The following is a 17,718-nucleotide window of genomic DNA, read 5'->3' as shown; positions in this document are numbered from 1 at the left end:
AAGGACAGAACATGGCAATGGGCACCGTCGCGCACACCTGGTTCCAGGGCAAATGGCACGAGGGGAACCTGCCCATTCTCGGCGCGGCGGATCACGGCACCTGGCAGGGCACGCTGGTCTTTGATGGCGCCCGCGCCTTCGAGGGCGTGACCCCGGATCTCGAGCCGCATTGCGCCCGCCTTGCCCGCTCGGCCCGCGCGATGGGCATGGATCCGGTCATGGAAGGACCCGAGATTGCCGCGTTGATCCGCGATGGGCTCAAGCGTTTTGCCCCCGGCGCGGCGCTCTACCTGCGTCCGATGATGTGGTCGACCGAGGCGTCGGCAGCCCTGATCGATGCGGAGCCCGGCTCGACCGCCTTCGCGATCTGCCTCGAGGATCTGCCGATGCCCGAGCCGACGGGCCTGTCGCTGACCGTTTCGCCTTTCCGACGTCCCCGGCAGGATACCGCCCTGACCGAAGCCAAGGCCGCCTGCCTCTATCCGAACAACGCGCGCATCATCCAGGACGCCCGCAAGCGTGGCTTCAACAACGCGCTGTCGCTGGATCTCGAGGATCACGTGGCCGAGACAGCCTCGACCAACGTGTTCATGGTGCGCGACGGGGTCGTGTTTACGCCCGTCCCGAACGGCACCTTCCTGGCCGGGATCACGCGCGCACGGGTCATCGGCTTGCTGCGCGACGCGGGTCACGAGATCGTCGAGACCTCGCTGAGCGTTTCGGATTTCCACCGGGCGGACGAGATTTTCCTGACCGGCAACGCCTCCAAGGTCATGCCGGTGACCCGTTTCGAGGACCGCGACCTTCCCATCGGTCCCGTCATGCGCAAGGCCCGCGAGCTCTATTGGGAGTTCGCCCATTCCGAGCTGGAGACCGTCTGATGAGCCTTCCCGCCACCATGACCGCCGTGGAGATCAGCACCCCCGGCGGCCCCGAGGTGCTGAAACCGGTCGAGCGACCGGTGCCCGTGCCCGGCGCGGGCGAGATCCTGATCCGTGTCGCCCATGCGGGCGTGAACCGACCCGATGCCCTGCAGCGGGCGGGCAATTATGCTCCGCCGCCTGACGCGTCCGATCTGCCGGGGCTGGAGTGCAGCGGCCAAGTCGCAGCCGTCGGCCCGGGCGTCAGCCGCTGGGCCGAGGGCGATGCCGTCTGCGCGCTGCTGCCGGGCGGCGGTTATGCAGAATACGTCGTCTGCCCCGCGACCCACGCCCTGCCGGTGCCAGACGGCCTGAGCCTGGAGCAGGCGGCCGCGCTGCCCGAGACATATTTCACCGTCTGGACCAACGTCTTCCAGCGCGCGCGCCTTCAGGCCGGCGAGCGGTTCCTGGTGCATGGCGGCTCTTCCGGCATCGGGACGACCGCGATCCAGCTGGCCAAGCTGCGTGGCGCGCGGGTATTCACCACCGCCGGTTCGGCCGAGAAATGCGCCGCTTGTGAGTCGCTGGGTGCCGAGCGGGCCGTGAACTATCGGGACGAGGACTATGTCGACGCGCTGCGCGCGGCGACGAACGGGCAAGGGATCGACGTCAGCCTGAACATGGTTGGCGGCGACTACATTGCCCGCGACATCAAGCTGTTGTCCGAGGATGGGCGACTGGTGATGATCGCCTTCCTGCAAGGCCCGAAGGTCGAATTGAACCTCGCGCCCGCGATGGTGAAGCGGCTGACCATCACCGGCTCGACCTTGCGGCCGCAGTCGGTGGCGGCGAAGACTGCCATTGCCGAGGATCTGGAGCGGGAGGTCTGGCCGCTGCTGGCCGCCGGGCGGATTGCGCCTGTGATGGACGAAAGCTTCCCGCTTGCGGACGCGGCCAAGGCGCACGCCCGCATGGAAAGCTCGGGTCACATAGGGAAGATCATCCTGAACGTCGCCGGGGGCTGAGGGCCCCCGGGCATGGTATTACCCCTGCGGGATCGCCGCGATGGCGATGCGGTCCTCTGTGCAGGAGCGCAGAATCTCGGTCCCGCATTCGCGCGGTGTCAGATCCTTGTCGAGGCAGATCTGGATCTCGGTCATGCGGCCGCGCTCGCAGGTGACGGCAACGCCGGTTTCCGGCAGTTCCGGGTTCAGCATCAGGATCGTCTCGCGGATCGCGTCGAGCGGTACCTCGACGTCGCGTTCCAACTCCTTCAGCGACCAGGGCTGCGTGATCGACTCGTAGGCGTAGCGGGCGGCGCGCAGATACGTCTCTCCCTCCAGCCCCGAGCAGCTGCCGTGTTTCTTCCACATCCACCAGGCGCGGTCGCCATCGATCATGATGTCGTCCATGGCGTCCGCGACTTCCCGCGTCGGCCCTGAAGCGCCGCCAAGGCAAAATGAAGGTGCCCCCCGCTCGAAGCTGGGCAGGAAGCCGCGCAGAATGAAACCGCGCTGAGCCTGGTCAGCGCAGTCTTCGCCACCTGCGGTGGAGCAGAGGCTCGGCGACCATCCCATCGAGAGGACATAGTAGTCGAAATTTCCGATTTCTTCGGCTTCGACGCGCGCGCACAGCGCAACCATGAAAAACAAAGACAGGACCCGCTTCATCGGAAGCCCCCTTTCCCTGTTTGTCATTTGTCGGTATACACCCGATTGCATTCCCCGACAAACTGCAAATACGGCAAATGCCCCGCGGTTTTCCTCGGGAAACCCGTGTGTTGAGACAAGGACGAAGATTCATGGCGCTGCCCCTTATGCAGAAGGCTACGGCTGTGTGGCTGGTCGAGAATACAACCCTGACGTTCAGGCAGATCGCCGAGTTCTGTGGCCTTCATGAACTCGAAGTGAACGGGATCGCGGACGGTGAAGTCGCCGCCGGCATCAAGGGTTTCGACCCGATCGCGAATCACCAGCTGACCGCCGAAGAGATCGAGCGCTGCGAGAAAGACCCCAAGGCGCGGCTCAAGCTGATGTACAACCCGGCCGCCGAAGGCGAGACCAAGCGCAAGGGCCCGCGGTACACGCCGCTGTCCAAGCGTCAGGACCGGCCCGCGGCTATCGCCTGGCTGGTGAAGTTCCACCCGGAACTGTCCGACGGCCAGATCGCCAAGCTGGTTGGCACCACCAAGCCGACAATCCAGACGATCCGCGACCGTACCCACTGGAACATGGCGAACATCCAGCCGGTCGATCCGGTGGCTCTGGGCCTGACCAAGCAGATCGAGCTGGACGCCGCCGTTGCCAAGGCCGCCAAACGCGCCGCCAAGACCGGCGAGGCGATGAGCGACGAGGCCCGCATGAAGCTGGTCTCGACCGAGCAGGCGCTGGCGATGGAAGACGAGCCGAAGATGCCCTCGAACATCTCGGGCTTCGAGAATTTCACGCTCGGCGGCAACGAGAACGAAGAGGAGGAGCAGGAAAAGAAGTTCGATCCGGACAGCCTGTTCAACCTGCCCGAGTCCAGCGACTCGGACGACGAAGACGACAAGTGATCCCGGTGGCGGCCTTTCGGGCCGCCTCCGCCCTCCGGCGGGTCAGCCCACCGTGTCCAGCAACAGACAGGACTGGCTGCTGACCACGCCCGGAACCTCGCGCACACGCCGCAGCGCTTGGTCGAAGTCCCTCAGGTCGGCGCACTCCAGTTCCGCGACAAGATCCCAGTTCCCGTTGGTCGAGTGCAGCCGCGCGGTCTGCGGCAGTGCCGAGAGCGACCGGATCACCGTGCGCGACAGGCTGCCCTCCAGTTCGATCAGGACGATGGCGCGCACGCGGTGGTCCTCCTTACCCTCGCCCAGTTCTACCGTGAAGCGCCGGATTGCGCCGGTTTCGACCAGCCGGTCCAGCCGTGCCTTGACCGTCGCCCGCGAAAGGCCCAGCCGCGCGGCCAGAGAGGATACCGGTTGCCGCGCGTCGCGGCGCAGCTCGGCGATCAGGGTGCGGTCGGTGCCGTCGATCATGGGCGCTTCTACGATTTGCGCAAAGTGGTGTGCGTTTTGTGCAGCATATTCATCAAACCTACCAACTCTCCAACTATCTGAGAACATCCAGATCAGGGCATTCTGCCGAAAACCTGTTTTTGGAGGCAGTTCATGACGCAGGGAACCTGCATTCTTCTCGGCGCACCCGTGCAGGAGGGCGCCGGGCGTCCCGGGTGCATCATGGGGCCGGATGCCCTGCGAACCGCCGGGATCGCCGCCGCACTGGCCGGCCTTGGCCGAAATGTCGAGGACCGGGGCAATGTCGCGCGACGAAAGGTGGATGTGGGGCCCGCGCCCCAGGGCGTGAAGCACCTGCCCGAGATCTCGGGCTGGACTGCCGCGTTGGCCGATGCTGCCGAGGCTGCGGCGCATGACGGCTTCCCGGTGTTCATGGGCGGCGATCATGCGCTTTCCGCCGGGACCGTCGCCGGGGTCGCGCGTCATGCCAATACCACCGGTCGCCCGCTCTTCGTGCTGTGGCTGGATGCGCACCCGGACATGCACTCGCCCGACACGACGCGCAGCGGCAACCTGCACGGCACGCCACTGGCCTATGTCACCGGGCAGCCGGGCTTCGACGGGCTGTTCCCGCCGCTGAGCGCGCGCGTCGATCCCGCCAACGTCTGCTTCATGGGCCTGCGCTCGGTCGACGAGACCGAGGTCGAACGCCTGGCCGAGCAGGCCTTCGTCACCCATGACATGCGCGCCATAGACACCCACGGCGTCCTGCGCCTGCTGGAGCCGTTCCTCGAGCGTGTCGAGGCCGCGAACGGTCTGCTGCACGTTTCGCTGGACGTCGACTTCCTGGACCCAGAGATCGCGCCTGCGGTTGGCACCACCGTTCCCGGCGGCGCGACCGTGCGCGAGGCTCATCTGATTATGGAACGGCTGCACGACAGCGGTCTCGTCACTTCGTTGGACCTCGTCGAACTGAACCCGTTTCTCGACGAGCGCGGCCGTACCGCCCGGCTGATGGTGGACCTGACCGCCAGCCTGATGGGCCGCCGCATCCTCGACCGTCCGACCCGCAGCCACTGAGAAGGGAGCCCGAGATGAACGCTTTTACCCCGCCCGCGCCCTCGAAACTGGCAATGGTGCCCTTCGTCAGCGTGGACAACATGATGCGCATGGTCCGCGATGTCGGGGCCGAGCGGATGATGACCGAGCTGGCCGACCGGATCGAAGCCGACTTCCGTCGCTGGCCCGAGTTCGACAAGACCCCGCGCATCGCCGCACACTCGCCCGAGGGCGTTATCGAACTGATGCCGACCAGCGACGGCAAGGCCTATGGGTTCAAATACGTCAACGGGCATCCGAAGAACTTTCGCACTGGGCACCAGACGGTAACTGCATTCGGCGTGATCTCGGACGTAGACACCGGGTATCCGGCGCTACTGACCGAGATGACGCTGCTAACCGCGCTGCGCACGGCAGCGACCTCGGCGATGGCGGCGCGGCACTTGGCGCCCGAGGGCTCGAAGGTCATGGCGATGATAGGCAATGGCGCGCAGTGCGAGTTCCAGGCGCTGGCCTTCCGGGCCATGCTGGGGATCGAGGAGGTGCGCCTCTACGATATCGACCCGGGGGCGACCGAGAAGGCGGCGCGGAACCTCTCAGGCGCCGGTATGCGCGTCACCAGCTGTACCAGCGGCCAGGATGCCGTCGCGGGCGCGCAGATCATCACGACCTGCACCGCGGACAAGCAGTATGCGACGATCCTGACCGACAACATGATCGGCAGCGGCGTGCACATCAACGCCATCGGGGGCGATTGTCCGGGCAAGACCGAACTTCACCGCGACATCCTCCTGCGCAGTGACATCTTCGTAGAGTACCCGCCGCAGACCCGTGTCGAGGGCGAGATCCAGCAGCTGGACGAGGATCATCCGGTCACCGAGCTGTGGCAGGTCATCACCGCGCAGGCGCAGGGTCGGCGCGACGCAAACCAGATCACGCTGTTCGACAGCGTCGGCTTCGCGATCGAGGATTTCTCGGCGCTGTGCTATGTCCGGGAGCTGGTCGAGCGGACCGGGCACTGCCAGATGCTCGACCTGCTGGCGGACCCTGACGATCCGCGCGATCTTTACGGGATGCTGTTGCGGTCCGCCCCTTAGTGGGCGGGCGTGTCCATCGGGTCGAGCATGGTGCGCCCGCCGTCCACTGCCAGGATCTGACCTGTGACGAAGCTGGCGTTGTCCGAGGCCAGGAAGACGGCGACCTCAGCGGCTTCGTCCGCCTCGCCGATCCGGCCCAGCGGCGTAACGGCGGTCAGGTTCTCCTGCAGGTCCCGGCGGTCTTTCAGCGCGCTTTGCAGGCTGGTCGATAGGACCGAGCCAAGCGCGATCGCGTTGACACGAATCCCGTGCGAGGCAAAGGCTACCGCCATCGAGCGTGTCAGCTGGTCCACCGCCGCCGACGCCACCGAATAGGCCATCAGTTCGGGCAGGGTGCGGCGCGAGGCGATCGAGGTCACGTTGACGATGCTGCCGATGCCGTTACGGGCCTCGGGGTCCATCTCGCCCGCTAACTTGATCATCCGCCGCGCGACGGCTTGGCTCAGATGCAGGGTAGGTCGGACATTCAGGTCCATCAGCGTCTCGAATGTCGTGTCCTCGGGGTCCAGCGGGTCGGACTTGCGAACCTCGCGGCTGGCGTTCACCAGGATGTCGATCCGGTCGAACTGGTCCACCGTGGCGGCGATCAGGTTGTTGACCGTCAGCCGCTCACGCAGGTCGCCCGCGAAATAGGCCACCTCGTGCTCGGACTTTCTCAGCGCCTCGGCCTCGTCCTCAAGCCGGTCTTCGTCGGTGCCGGTCATCATGACCCGCGCGCCGTGCATTGCGAAGCGCCGGGCAATGGCGAGGCCAACCCCCTGGCTTGCGCCTGTGACGATGACGGACTTGCCGTCGAGTGAGTTTGCCATGGGAAGGGCCCTCCGACAGGCTCAGGCGGACTTGGCGGTGCGACGCGGCAGACTTGCCGCGAGAATTTTGTAGCGCGAATCGCCGCCGAGAATCTCGCGCTTGCGGAAATGTTCGTCGAGCGTGCGCTCGTAGGGCAGTTGCCGGTTCGCCACCAGCAGCACCTGCCCGCGGGGAGACACCAGCTTCGCCGCCGCCGCGATAAACGCTTGCCCCAGCGAGGGATCGGCGGCGCGGCTGACATGGAACGGCGGGTTGGACAGGACCAGGTCATAGGGCCCGCCCCCCCAGCGCGTCGCATCGGCCCAATGGAACCGGGCGCGCGGGTCGGTGACATTGGCCTTGGCCGCCTCGAGCGCGGCGTGGTCCGCCTCGACCAGGTCCAGCGAGGCGAGATCCGGCGCCTTTTCCAGTACGCCTTTCGCCAGCGCGCCCCAGCCCGCGCCAAGGTCCACCGCCGCGCCCTTGGCGTCTGCGGGAACATGCTCGATCAGCATCTTGGTACCCGGGTCAACGCGGTCGGCGCTGAACATGCCGGGGGCGGTCAGCAGGCCGTCGGCGTTCGCCCTGGGTTCGGCGGCCTTTTCCCACTCGGCGAACTCGGCGGGAAGGTCGGCGGGCCGCTGGAACCACGCGATCTTGCCATGCGCCTTGGCGGCGACGCCCTCGGCAGGCAGCAGCTTGCGCAGGGTCTTCAGCGTTGTGTCGACACCTTCGGACTTCTGCCCGTCCACCAACAGCCAGCCGCCCGGACGCAGGGTGCGCAGGGCCTGGGCGATGCGGGCATAGGCGGCGGTCCGGTCGCGCAGCAGGCAGACCAGCGCCAGCGCGGCCTCGTTCTCGGGTGCGTCCAGCGCAACATGAGCGCCGCGTGCGGCGATCCGGTCCCAGGCGGGACGGAAGCCGGTGACGTGCAGCGCGTCCTGGAACGGGGCGGGGCCGTCGACCGGCCCTGCCGGGTCGAACGCGACCACCGGTCCTTCGGCGGGCTCAAGCCCCGCGTCGAAGGGCAGCGAAATGCGGGAGGTCAGGATGGGGCTACTCTTTTTCCATGGTGCACTGCAGAGGGTGCTGGTTCCGCCGGGCGTAATCCATCACTTGCGTCACCTTGGTCTCCGCGATCTCGAACGAGAACACGCCGACCACGGCAACGCCCTTCTTGTGCACCGTAAGCATGATTTCCACCGCCTGGGCGTGGTTGATGCCGAAGAAACGCTCCAGCACATGCACCACGAACTCCATCGGGGTGTAGTCGTCGTTCAGCAGCAGAACCTTGTAGAGCGGCGGACGCTGGGTCTTGGGCTTGGTCTTGGTCGCGACCCCCAGTTCACCCGCACCGTCGCCGCCGTCGTCGTCATCCTTCGACGGTCCTGCCATCATTTCGGTCAGCATCGCTCTCCCCAAACTGCCATCGCGGGTCTGGCTCGGTTGGCCTTTATATATCGGGCTCGCCGCATGAGAAAAGGGGTGAACGGACACAGGTGGTAATGAAATGATCAGAAATGAAAAGGGGGCCGAAGCCCCCTTTCCGGTCGTTGGCGAAATCAGGGAGGATCAGACGCCGAACGACTTCATCGACTCGGTCGCGGCCGAAACGCGCTTATTCAGCGGCGCGGACACGTCCTTGGCGGCAGCCATGAAGATCTCGTTCATCTTGGTGGCCTGGCTCATGAAGCCTTCGAAAGCCGACTGCGCGAAGGCGGTCTGCTTTTCCATCAGCTCGGTCATGTTCTTGGCCGAGGCCAGGTCCTGAGCGGCGGCGACGCCTTCTTCGAAGGCTTTCTTCGAGTAGGCCGACACTTCGCTGCCGATGCCTTCAGCGGCTTTGGCGGCGATCTCGGACGACTTCACGATGGCGTCCAGGTTCTCCTGACCGAAGGCGGTCATGTCTTCGAAACCCTTGGTCATTTTTTCCATCTGCTCGGTCATGCTCTTCTGAGCGTCGGCGGTGAATTCTTCGACCTTCGCGGTCGCGGTCTCGGCGGCGGTGGCCATTGTCGTCTCTCCACGTAAAGGTGATTTATTGCAGTGCAACATAAACGGTTTGCTGCACTGCGTCAAGAACACATGGCAAGCGCGAAATGTTTTCCCGTTGCATGAAGAACACGCCCCCAGTCATTGAAATAAAGGGGTTTTCGGTTATCCACACCCGTGCTACCGTCAAGGAACAATAAAAAGGGATCGCAAAAGCGATTCCATGAGGCAGGCACAAGTCGGCGGAGAAACCGATGCGACATCAGGCAAGAAGCGGGCTTTTGCTCGCTGTGGTCCTCATGGCTTGGACCACCGTAGCGCAGGCAGCACCCTATGCGGCACTGGTCATGGACGCGCGTAACGGGCGTGTCATTCACTCCGATAACGCGGATACCCGACTCCACCCCGCATCCTTGACGAAGATGATGACGCTTTACCTCGTTTTTGACGCGGTAAAGAAGGGCAAGCTTAGCCTTGACCAGCAGATCCCGATCTCGAAATACGCGGCCTCGAAACCGCCCTCGAAACTCGGAATGCGCGCCGGTTCGTCCATCGAACTGCGTTACCTGATCCGTGCTTCGGCAGTGAAATCGGCGAACGACGCCGCCGCCGCCATGGCGGAAGCCGTCGCCGGCAGCGAATCCGCTTTTGCCCGCCTGATGACCGCCACCGCGCGCGAAATGGGCATGAAGAACACGACATTCAAGAACGCCTCCGGTCTCACGCAGGATGGACACCTGTCCACCGCGCGCGATATGGCGATCCTGGGCCGGCAGCTGTTCTATGACTTCCCCGAGTACTACAACCTGTTCAGCCGTCGCTCGACAAACGCCAAGCTCAAGACGGTCTACAACACCAACCGCCGCCTGCTGGACGCCTACGAGGGCGCGGACGGGATCAAGACCGGTTACACCCGCGCGGCGGGCTTCAACCTGGTGTCTTCGGCCAAGCGCGGTGACCGCCGGGTGATCGTGTCGATGTTCGGTGGCTCCTCGTCGGCCGCGCGCAACGCGCAGGTCGCCAAGTTGATGGACCTCGGACTGTCCAAGATGCCGCGCCGTACCGCCGTCGTCCGTCCCGCACGGATCAGCGTGCCCGGCGCAGGGTCGGTCGTTGTCGCCAAGGCGAGCGTTGTGCGCGAAGCGCCGCGCCCCGAGCTGCGTCCGCGTCCAGTCGTAACCGCTGCCGCCGGCGATGCGGCCGCGGCCGAGATCGCACGCTCGGTCGCCTCATCGATCCGCGCCGCCGATGCCGAGCCGCTGATCGCTACCAAGTCGGTCCCGACCGATGCGATCGAGACAGCTTCGGCCGCTGCAAACCGCGTGCCGACCGGCCCTGCCGAAGGCAGCCGCGTCCCTACCGCCAGCGCGCCGCCCGCGCGTCCGAACGGGCTGAGCACCGTCCGCGTCGCTCATCACGCGGGCGCAGGTAGCGCGCCGACGCCGGCCAAGACCATCCGTGTCGCCGACCGCGGCGGCTCCTGGGTGGTCCAGCTCGGCGGAACCCACAACCGCAGCCAGGCCGAGCGCCTGCTGCTGACAACGGCCCTGCAGGAAATGGAAGCGCTGGAAGGCTCCAAGCGCGAAATGCAACCCGCCGGAAGCCCCGGCTGGTACAGGGCCCGATTCGTTGGTCTCAGCCAGGACCAGGCACAGACTGCCTGTGCCCGCCTCGCTGCCCGCCAGACCCCCTGCGAAGTCATGCAAGGCGGCTGAGACCACGCGCCCGGGCGCCCTCACTTCCCCCCCACGCGGGGCGCCCGGGCGGAAACTTCTCCAGCGATTTTCAGATGTGAAGTTCGGTATCCGGCAGGTTCAGAGACCGCATCAGGTCCCGCAGTTCCTGCCGCGCGGCGATGTTCGACATTGTAAGACGCCCGCCACCGGCATCCCCGAGATCCAGCAGGGTCAGTCCGTCGAGAAACAGCTCACGGAACACCACGCGCTCCGAAAAGCCGGGAATCATCCGGAAGCCGATGCGCTTCGCCAATTCCTTCAGGGCCTTGCCGACCTTGCGCTTGTTGATCGCGTCCGTGGTCGAGACGCGGTTACGCAACACCGCCCAGTCAACGGGCTCCAGCCCGGCGCGGGCGCGTAGCTGACGGGCTTTCCAGACCATCTCGGCATAGATCGAGGGGCCGATCACCTTGCCGGTCCCGGGATCCAGTCGGGCCAGCAGATCGAAGTCGATCAGGCTGTCGTTAAGGGGCGTGATCAGCGTGTCCGCCGTGGAATGCGCCATCTGCGCATAGCGCGTGTGCGCGCCGGGGCAGTCGATCACGATGAACCGGTTGTTGCGGTCGAGCTTGTCCAGCGCCTCGGTGAAGCGGGCCTCTTCCTCGACCTGGGCGGCACGCTGGCTGTCCTCGTCCGAGGGGTAGAGTTCGTGGCTCTCGGGCATCGGCAGCGCCAGCCCCTCGCGCGCGACGAAGGATTGCCGGTTGCGGACGTAGGCCATCAGGCTCTGCTGGCGCAGATCCATGTCGATGACACCAACGGTATAGCCGGAGCGCAGAAGAGCGGTGGTGACATGCATGGCGGTGGTCGACTTGCCGGACCCGCCTTTCTCGTTCCCCAGAACGATGATGTGCGCCATGCCACCCCTTGATCGGAAACATGCGCGCAGGACAGCGCGCCGTGTCGCAATCTATAGCCGAAGCAATCGGGCCGGGGCCAGAGCCCCGGCACCAAAAAGGGTCGTCAGAAGCCCAAGCCTTCGTACTTCTTCTTGAAGCGCGAAACGCGGCCGCCGGTGTCCATCAGGCGGGTCGAGCCGCCGGTCCAGGCCGGGTGCGAGCTGGGGTCGATGTCCAGCTGCAGCGAGTCGCCTTCGGCGCCGTAGGTCGAGCGCATCTGGATCGTGGTGCCATCGGTCATCTTGACGTCGATGACGTGGTATTCGGGGTGCAGGTCTTTTTTCATCTCAGGTCCTCTGGTCGGGGACTGATCCGGTTGCGGCCGCGATCAATGTCGCGCCGGGAACCGGTCGCCCCCATGTGTCGGGATGCCGCGCGATAGCAGGAAAGCCGTTCTGCCGCAAGCCCGCTCAGCCGTCGGCGGGCGGCATGTCCCGGCGTGCGGCGTTCGGGTCGTACATCGTAGTGCCCGAGCGCTCCGAGGTTCGGGCCTGCCGCAGCGAGCGCAGGTCGGCGCGGGCCGCATCGTAGTCGATCTCGGGACGGGCTTCGGCCTGGCGCTCGCGCACCACGCGTTCGCGCACCTGGCCGTATGCAAGCGCCATTCCGCTCCACGGCAGGCACATGGCGAAGAGACCATAGAGCAGGAGCACGCCGCCGATCGCGGCCAGCATCGTCAGGTTCGGCTCAGACATGGTCAGCAGCATTTCCATCGGCAGATGCCCGAACAGTGCCGAGGGCAGCGCCACCAGCAGCATGTAGAGCAGCACCTGATGCGGCATATAGCGGCCGAGCCCGTAGATCAGATCGTGGTTCGGCGAGTACTGCACCGCGTTGGCGGCGACCGCCGCCATAGGAACGCCGAACAGCGCCATGACGAAGCCCAGTAGCAGGTACATGCTGAAGTTCAGCAACATGATGCCGGTGCTGGTCTGCGCGTCCAACATGGCCTGTACCTGCTCGCTCTGCTGAAGCGCACCCTCCGGTCCCAGCGTGCCGGGCGAGGATGTCTCGATCTCGGCCAGCAGGCGCATGTAGTCCACCAGAGCAGGATCGATCGCGGGGAAGATCACATAGTAGAACAGTGCCAGCAAAATGCCGCCGAACAGCAGCAGCATCAGCAGTTGCAGCAGGAAGAAGACGAAAAGCATCCTTCCCGATGACCTCAGCAGTCCGCTTGCCGTAGGGGCGGAGGTCAGTTTCAGCGCCTGCAGCGCCGCGCGTAGACCCTGCACCACCAGGAAGGCGTATCCGAGCGTGCCCAGCATGAAGAGGATCAGGCCGATGACCCAGGGGTTGTCGGTCGTGAAGAACAGCCCGACAGAGATCATCACATAAGCGATCAGCACCGGCAGGAAGCGAAGCATTACCTGCGGCGTGATCCAGAGAGCGCGGAGTATGAACATCGGGATCGACATGGGGCCGCAGTCTACGGCGGATCATGGCGAAAAGTGGACGCGCGCAGGCGCCGGTACGAAAAAGGGCGGTCCGTGCGGGACCGCCCTCGAATTTCATGCCGATTGTGGCCCGTAGGCCTCGGGCTTCAGGCTTCTGCCTTGTCGGCCAGCGGCTTGTAGTTGGTCTTCTCGGCGATACGGGCCGATTTGCCGCGGCGCGAGCGCAGGTAGTACAGCTTGGCACGGCGGACCTTGCCGCGGCGAACCACGGTGATGCTGTCGATGTTGGGCGAGTGCAGCGGGAAGATACGCTCGACGCCTTCGCCAAACGAGATCTTGCGCACGGTGAACGAGCCGGCGATGCCCTTGCCGTTCTTGCGGCTGATGCAGACGCCCTCATAGGCCTGCACACGGGTCCGGGTGCCCTCGGTCACCTTGTAGCCGACGCGGATGGTGTCGCCGGCGGCGAAGTCGGGGATGTCCTTGCCCAGCTCCGCGATCTGCTCTTTCTCGAGCGTCTCGATGATGTTCATCGTATCAGTCCTCATGCTCGCCTTTTGCGGCGATGGTGTGCGCGTCCGAGAGCTCCTGGCCTTGCATCGGGTCCCCACTTTCGTGAGCCCGCCAGAGATCGGGACGACGTTCCTTCGTCAGGGCCTGTGACTGGGCGCGGCGCCATTCGGCGACCTTGCCATGATCGCCCGAGAGCAGGACCTCGGGTATCTCATGGCCCTCCCATTCGGCAGGCCGGGTATATTGCGGGTGCTCCAGCAGTCCGTGGGTGAAGCTTTCTTCCTCCACCGACGCCGAGTTCCCGAGAACGCGGGGTATAAGCCGAACTGTTGCGTCGATCAAGACCTGAGCAGCGATCTCGCCCCCCGACAGGACGTAGTCGCCAATGGACACCTCGATCACGTTGCGCGCGTCCAGCACGCGCTGATCCACGCCCTCGAACCGGCCGCAGAGCAGGGTGACGCCATCGGCCCGTGCCAGCCGCTGCGCCAGCTTCTGCGTCAGCGGCACGCCGCGCGGCGAAAGGTAGATCACCGGCCAGTCACCGCTCGCGCCCTGCGCCGCAGTATCAAGCGCCCGGCCCACCACGTCGGCGCGCAGCACCATGCCGGCGCCACCGCCCGCGGGAGTGTCGTCGACGTTGCGGTGCTTGCCGGTGGCGAAGTCGCGCAACTGCAGCGTTTCCAGCGACCAGAGCCCGTCTTTCAGCGCCCGGCCGGTCAGCGACAGGCCCAGAACGCCGGGAAAAGCCTCGGGAAACAAGGTGATGACCCGCGCAGTCCAACTGCCGGCGGTGGCATGGCTCTCGGCCATCAGGTCACGCGGCTGTGCCGTCGGGCGGATGCTGAGCCGCCCGTGGGATCGGGCGGGCCGGTCAGTCATCGGCCCGCTCGGGGAATATACCGGCTGGCGGGTCGGCGACGATCCGGCGCGCGGCCAGATCGACGGTCGGCACCGCCTCGCGGGTGAAGGGCAGCAGCACGGGCTGCGAGACGCCGGGCACGCCGACCTCCAACAGGTCGCCCGCGCCGTGGTCGTGTACCGCCCGGACCTTGCCCAGGATCTGCCCGCCGGTGTCCACCACCTCCAGCCCGATCAGGTCGGCGTGGTAGAACTCGTCGTCGGGCAGGGCGGGCAGCTTTTCGCGCGGCGCGTAGAGGCGTTGACCTTTCAGCGCCTCGGCCGCCTCGCGGGTCGGGACGCCGCCCAGCCGGACGGCGAAACCGCCCTTCACCGGGCGGGTCAGGCGAATCGTCAGGCTGCGCCCGTCCTCGAGGCTGAGCGGTCCGTAGTCCGCGATCGCCTCGGGATCGGCGCAGAACGACTTGACCCGCGCTTCGCCCTGCACGCCGAAGGCGCCGGCGATCGCGCCGACGCAGACCATGCCCTCAGGCCGCCTGGCCATGATGTGCCCTCCGACGACGCGTCAGACCGATCAGCTGGCGGCTTCTTCCGAAGCTTCCTCGGCCGGAGCTTCCTCGGCGGGGGCAGCAGCGGCTTCGGCGGCGGCAGCGGCCTTGGCGGCTTTCTCCTCGGCGCGCTCCTGGGCTTTCTTGCCCGGCTGCATCTTCTGCGGGCTCATGCGCTCTTTCTTCTCCAGAACGCCGGCGGCTTCCAGCATGCGCGACACGCGCTCGCTGGTCTGCGCGCCCTGGCTCAGCCAGTGCTGCACGCGCTCCATGTCCATCTTGACGCGCTCTTCGCTGTCTTTCGGCAGGAGCGGGTTGTAGGTGCCCAGTTTCTCGATGAAGCGGCCGTCACGGGCCATCCGGGTGTCGGCGGCGACGATGCGGTAGAACGGGCGCTTTTTCGAGCCACCACGGGCCAGACGGATCTTGATTGCCATTGTCGTATCTCCTCTGAATGGCGGGGTCGGGGCGCCTCAGGCGTCCCCGGTACGTAGTTGTTCGTGGTGACGGATGACTTCCGCGATCACGAAGTTCAGGAACTTGCGCGCGAAGGCCGGGTCGAGGTCGGCTTCCTTTGCAAGGGCTTCCAGCCGGGCGATCTGCCGCTCTTCGCGGGCAGGATCGGACGGCGGCAGTTCATGCTCGGCCTTCAGCCGACCCACGTCCTGGGTCAGGCGGAACCGCTCGGCGAGCGTGTAAATCATCACCGCGTCCAGCCGGTCGATCGACTTGCGGTGTTCGGCCAGCAGGGCAGCGGCGCGCTTGGCGGCTTCGGTCGTCATCCCAGGTCCTCCGGCGAGGGGTGGCGGTAGATCAGCACCGGCTCATCGCCGAAATTGTGCTTCGCGTCGGGGTCGACTTTGGCGCCGATACGCTCGGCCAGACGGCGCGAGCGGCCGTTCTCGGGCGCGATGTAGCTGACCGCGGTGGTCCATCCCAATTCGTCATAGGCCCAGGACCGGGTCGCCTGCGCGGCCTCGGTTCCAATGCCCCGGCCCTCGGCGGCGGCCCACAGGGTCCAGCCGATCTCATGCTCGGCCCAGCCTTCGGGGAACCACGGGCCGATCAGGCCCAGGCAGGTGTCGTCGCCCTTCATGGTCACCGCGAACATGCCGTAGCCGCGCATGTCCCAATGGGCCAGCTCGGTGCAGAAGCCGCGCCAGGCTTCGGCGCGGGTCTTCGGCCCGCCCATGTGGCGCGCGCGCTCCGAAGTCATCAGGCCGATGAACCCCTCGACATCCCGCGGGGCGGGCCGGCGCAGCAACAGCCGTTCGGTTTCCAGGATCGGCGTGACGGTCATTTCTTCTTCCCGAAGCCGGACAGCGGCGGCAGCGAGGGCGTGCCCGCGCCACCGGGAAAGCCCGGAGGCAGGCCGCCCGCGTCACCGCTTGGCATCTTCGGCATGCCGCCGCCCATTCCGCCGGGCGGCATCATGCCCGGAGGCATCCCGCCCTTGCCAAACAGGGCGCCGAGGCCGCCGCGCATCATGCCCTTCTTGCCCATTTTGCCCATCTTCTTCATCACGTCGGCCATCTGGCGGTGCATCTTCAGCAGCTTGTTCAGCTCGCTGACTTCCATGCCAGCACCGGCGGCGATGCGCTTCTTGCGGCTGGCCTGAAGAAGTTGCGGGTTGGCGCGTTCCTTTTTGGTCATCGACTGGATCAGCGCGACCTGGCGGCGGACGATCTTGTCGTCGAAGCCCGACTCCTCGATCTGTTTGGCCATCTTGCCCATGCCCGGCATCATGCCCATCAGGCCCTGCATGCCGCCCATCTTCTGCATCTGCTCAAGCTGCATCTTCAGGTCGTTCATGTTGAACTGACCCTTCTGGAAGCGCTTCATCATCCGCTCGGCCTGTTCGGCCTCGATGGTCTCCTGAGCCTTCTCGACCAGCGCGACGATGTCGCCCATGCCCAGGATGCGCCCGGCGATCCGGTCGGCGTGGAATTCTTCCAGCGCGTCCATCTTCTCGCCAAGGCCGACGAACTTGATCGGCTTGCCGGTGACGGCGCGCATCGACAGCGCCGCACCGCCGCGGCCGTCGCCGTCCATGCGGGTCAGCACGACGCCGGAAATGCCGATGCGCCCGTCGAAGTTCTCGGCGGTATGCACGGCGTCCTGACCGGTCAGGCCATCAACCACCAGCAGCGTTTCGCGCGGTGACGTGGCGTCGCGGACGGCCTCGACCTCGGCCATCAGCTCGTCGTCAATCGACAGGCGGCCGGCGGTGTCGAGCATGTAGACGTCGTACCCGCCCAGGCTCGCCTGCTGTTTCGCCCGCTTTGCGATGCCCACGGCGTCCTGCCCCGGCACGATCGGCAGCACGTCGACGCCGATCTGCGTGCCCAGCACTGCAAGCTGCTCCATCGCGGCGGGGCGGCGGGTGTCGAGGCTGGCCATCAGCACGCGCTTGCCATCGCGGTCCTTGAGCCGCTTGGCCAGCTTCGCCGTCGTGGTCGTCTTGCCCGAGCCCTGCAGGCCGACCATCAGGATCGGCGCGGGGATCTGGTCGATCTTCAGGTTGGCGGCATCGGCGTCGTCGCCCGCCAGCACGTTGACCAGTTCGTCATGGACGATCTTGACGACCTGTTGGCCCGGCGTCACCGACTTGGTGACAGCCTGCCCGGCGGCCTTGTCCTGCACCGATTTCACGAAGTCCCGCGCAACCGGCAGCGAGACATCCGCCTCGAGCAGCGCGACGCGCACCTCGCGCAGCGCGGTCGAGACGTCGGCTTCGCTCAGTGCGCCCTGCTTAGTCAGCTTGTCGAAGACACCTGACAGGCGTTCGGAAAGATTCTCAAACATCGGCTGGCTCCTTCAAATCCGGCGCAGCCGGGAAACGGAGGTCAGGCTTGCAGGCACAGCCGGAGGCGGCGCGGAAGTCCCGCCCCGTTCCCGTCCCAGCAAATGCAGCCGTGCAAGCCATGCAAAATTCCGTTCGCCAAACCGCGATCGCACCCGCGGGCGCA

At 66.0% G+C, this 17,718-nt stretch carries 22 protein-coding genes; 6 read left to right on the top strand and 16 right to left on the bottom strand.

The window, feature by feature from the left end; translation table 11 throughout:
- Positions 1-11 precede the first annotated feature (11 nt).
- On the top strand, positions 12-881 hold the full coding sequence (locus tag ACW9UR_RS10050) for a branched-chain amino acid aminotransferase (RefSeq protein ID WP_458916825.1): 870 nt from the start codon (positions 12-14) through the stop codon (positions 879-881).
- Positions 881-1,885: an NAD(P)H-quinone oxidoreductase gene (locus ACW9UR_RS10045; protein WP_458916824.1), complete on the top strand. Its 1,005-nt coding sequence runs from the start codon at positions 881-883 to the stop codon at positions 1,883-1,885. Before ACW9UR_RS10050 ends, ACW9UR_RS10045 begins: the two co-directional genes overlap by 1 nt.
- A gap of 18 nt (positions 1,886-1,903) precedes the next feature.
- On the opposite strand, the gene ACW9UR_RS10040 is transcribed toward ACW9UR_RS10045, so the two are convergent.
- On the bottom strand, positions 1,904-2,530 hold the full coding sequence (locus tag ACW9UR_RS10040) for a ribonuclease T2 family protein (RefSeq protein WP_458916823.1): 627 nt from the start codon (positions 2,528-2,530) through the stop codon (positions 1,904-1,906).
- A 131-nt stretch (positions 2,531-2,661) separates the two neighbouring features.
- On the opposite strand from ACW9UR_RS10040, the gene ACW9UR_RS10035 reads away from it, so the two are divergent.
- A complete protein-coding gene (locus ACW9UR_RS10035; RefSeq protein WP_458916822.1) occupies positions 2,662-3,414 on the top strand; it encodes a DUF1013 domain-containing protein in 753 nt (250 codons plus the stop codon).
- Between the two features lie 42 nt (positions 3,415-3,456).
- Here ACW9UR_RS10035 and ACW9UR_RS10030 read toward each other — a convergent pair whose 3' ends face one another.
- Positions 3,457-3,879, bottom strand: a complete 423-nt coding sequence (locus ACW9UR_RS10030) for an Lrp/AsnC family transcriptional regulator (RefSeq protein ID WP_458916821.1) — start codon at positions 3,877-3,879, stop codon at positions 3,457-3,459.
- Between the two features lie 132 nt (positions 3,880-4,011).
- On the opposite strand from ACW9UR_RS10030, the gene rocF reads away from it, so the two are divergent.
- Both rocF and ACW9UR_RS10020 read left to right on the top strand, forming a co-directional pair.
- Positions 4,012-4,938: an arginase gene (rocF, locus tag ACW9UR_RS10025; RefSeq protein WP_458916820.1), complete on the top strand. Its 927-nt coding sequence runs from the start codon at positions 4,012-4,014 to the stop codon at positions 4,936-4,938.
- 14 nt (positions 4,939-4,952) lie between these two features.
- Complete coding sequence (locus ACW9UR_RS10020) at positions 4,953-6,014, top strand: ornithine cyclodeaminase (RefSeq protein ID WP_458916819.1); 1,062 nt, start codon at positions 4,953-4,955, stop codon at positions 6,012-6,014.
- Here the strand turns inward: ACW9UR_RS10020 and ACW9UR_RS10015 are convergent.
- The 4 genes from ACW9UR_RS10015 to ACW9UR_RS10000 form a co-directional block, all read right to left on the bottom strand.
- On the bottom strand, positions 6,011-6,823 hold the full coding sequence (locus ACW9UR_RS10015) for an SDR family NAD(P)-dependent oxidoreductase (RefSeq protein ID WP_458916818.1): 813 nt from the start codon (positions 6,821-6,823) through the stop codon (positions 6,011-6,013). The two genes, ACW9UR_RS10020 and ACW9UR_RS10015, sit on opposite strands and share 4 nt — an antisense overlap.
- Before the next feature lie 21 nt (positions 6,824-6,844).
- Positions 6,845-7,795: a class I SAM-dependent methyltransferase gene (locus ACW9UR_RS10010; protein ID WP_458916817.1), complete on the bottom strand. Its 951-nt coding sequence runs from the start codon at positions 7,793-7,795 to the stop codon at positions 6,845-6,847.
- Positions 7,796-7,859: 64 nt separating this feature from the next.
- On the bottom strand, positions 7,860-8,213 hold the full coding sequence (gene clpS, locus ACW9UR_RS10005) for an ATP-dependent Clp protease adapter ClpS (RefSeq protein ID WP_458916816.1): 354 nt from the start codon (positions 8,211-8,213) through the stop codon (positions 7,860-7,862).
- A 162-nt stretch (positions 8,214-8,375) separates the two neighbouring features.
- A complete protein-coding gene (locus ACW9UR_RS10000) occupies positions 8,376-8,816 on the bottom strand; it encodes a phasin family protein (protein ID WP_458916815.1) in 441 nt (146 codons plus the stop codon).
- A 278-nt stretch (positions 8,817-9,094) separates the two neighbouring features.
- Between ACW9UR_RS10000 and ACW9UR_RS09995 the strand changes: the two genes are divergently transcribed.
- Positions 9,095-10,510, top strand: a complete 1,416-nt coding sequence (locus ACW9UR_RS09995) for a D-alanyl-D-alanine carboxypeptidase (protein ID WP_458916814.1) — start codon at positions 9,095-9,097, stop codon at positions 10,508-10,510.
- 70 nt (positions 10,511-10,580) lie between these two features.
- Here the strand turns inward: ACW9UR_RS09995 and ACW9UR_RS09990 are convergent, their stop codons facing one another.
- The 10 genes from ACW9UR_RS09990 to ffh all read right to left on the bottom strand — a co-directional run bounded on the left by ACW9UR_RS09990 (position 10,581) and on the right by ffh (position 17,554).
- Entirely contained in the window at positions 10,581-11,390 is an 810-nt protein-coding gene (locus ACW9UR_RS09990; RefSeq protein ID WP_458916813.1) for a division plane positioning ATPase MipZ, read from the bottom strand.
- A gap of 104 nt (positions 11,391-11,494) precedes the next feature.
- The gene (rpmE, locus tag ACW9UR_RS09985; protein WP_458916812.1) at positions 11,495-11,716 is read right to left on the bottom strand and encodes a 50S ribosomal protein L31; all 222 of its coding nucleotides are present in this window, start codon (positions 11,714-11,716) and stop codon (positions 11,495-11,497) included.
- A 124-nt stretch (positions 11,717-11,840) separates the two neighbouring features.
- The gene (locus ACW9UR_RS09980) at positions 11,841-12,848 is read right to left on the bottom strand and encodes a hypothetical protein (RefSeq protein WP_458916811.1); all 1,008 of its coding nucleotides are present in this window, start codon (positions 12,846-12,848) and stop codon (positions 11,841-11,843) included.
- A 125-nt stretch (positions 12,849-12,973) separates the two neighbouring features.
- A complete protein-coding gene (rplS, locus tag ACW9UR_RS09975; RefSeq protein ID WP_458917178.1) occupies positions 12,974-13,360 on the bottom strand; it encodes a 50S ribosomal protein L19 in 387 nt (128 codons plus the stop codon).
- A 4-nt stretch (positions 13,361-13,364) separates the two neighbouring features.
- Positions 13,365-14,222 carry a tRNA (guanosine(37)-N1)-methyltransferase TrmD gene (trmD, locus tag ACW9UR_RS09970; RefSeq protein ID WP_458916810.1) on the bottom strand — a complete coding sequence of 286 codons (858 nt, stop codon included), beginning with the start codon at positions 14,220-14,222 and terminating at the stop codon, positions 13,365-13,367.
- Positions 14,215-14,745 carry a ribosome maturation factor RimM gene (gene rimM, locus ACW9UR_RS09965; RefSeq protein WP_458916809.1) on the bottom strand — a complete coding sequence of 177 codons (531 nt, stop codon included), beginning with the start codon at positions 14,743-14,745 and terminating at the stop codon, positions 14,215-14,217. Before rimM ends, trmD begins: the two co-directional genes overlap by 8 nt.
- Before the next feature lie 30 nt (positions 14,746-14,775).
- A complete protein-coding gene (gene rpsP, locus ACW9UR_RS09960) occupies positions 14,776-15,186 on the bottom strand; it encodes a 30S ribosomal protein S16 (protein ID WP_458916808.1) in 411 nt (136 codons plus the stop codon).
- A 36-nt stretch (positions 15,187-15,222) separates the two neighbouring features.
- The gene (locus tag ACW9UR_RS09955; RefSeq protein WP_458916807.1) at positions 15,223-15,531 is read right to left on the bottom strand and encodes a chorismate mutase; all 309 of its coding nucleotides are present in this window, start codon (positions 15,529-15,531) and stop codon (positions 15,223-15,225) included.
- A complete protein-coding gene (locus ACW9UR_RS09950; RefSeq protein WP_458916806.1) occupies positions 15,528-16,049 on the bottom strand; it encodes a GNAT family N-acetyltransferase in 522 nt (173 codons plus the stop codon). Before ACW9UR_RS09950 ends, ACW9UR_RS09955 begins: the two co-directional genes overlap by 4 nt.
- Positions 16,046-17,554, bottom strand: coding sequence for a signal recognition particle protein (gene ffh / locus ACW9UR_RS09945; RefSeq protein ID WP_458916805.1), 1,509 nt, complete (start codon positions 17,552-17,554; stop codon positions 16,046-16,048). Before ffh ends, ACW9UR_RS09950 begins: the two co-directional genes overlap by 4 nt.
- Positions 17,555-17,718 lie beyond the last annotated feature (164 nt).

The organism is Halovulum sp. GXIMD14794 (assembly GCF_054457455.1).
The sequence above is the reverse complement of the archived record's forward strand: the minus strand, read 5'-3'. Positions and strand labels throughout refer to the sequence as shown.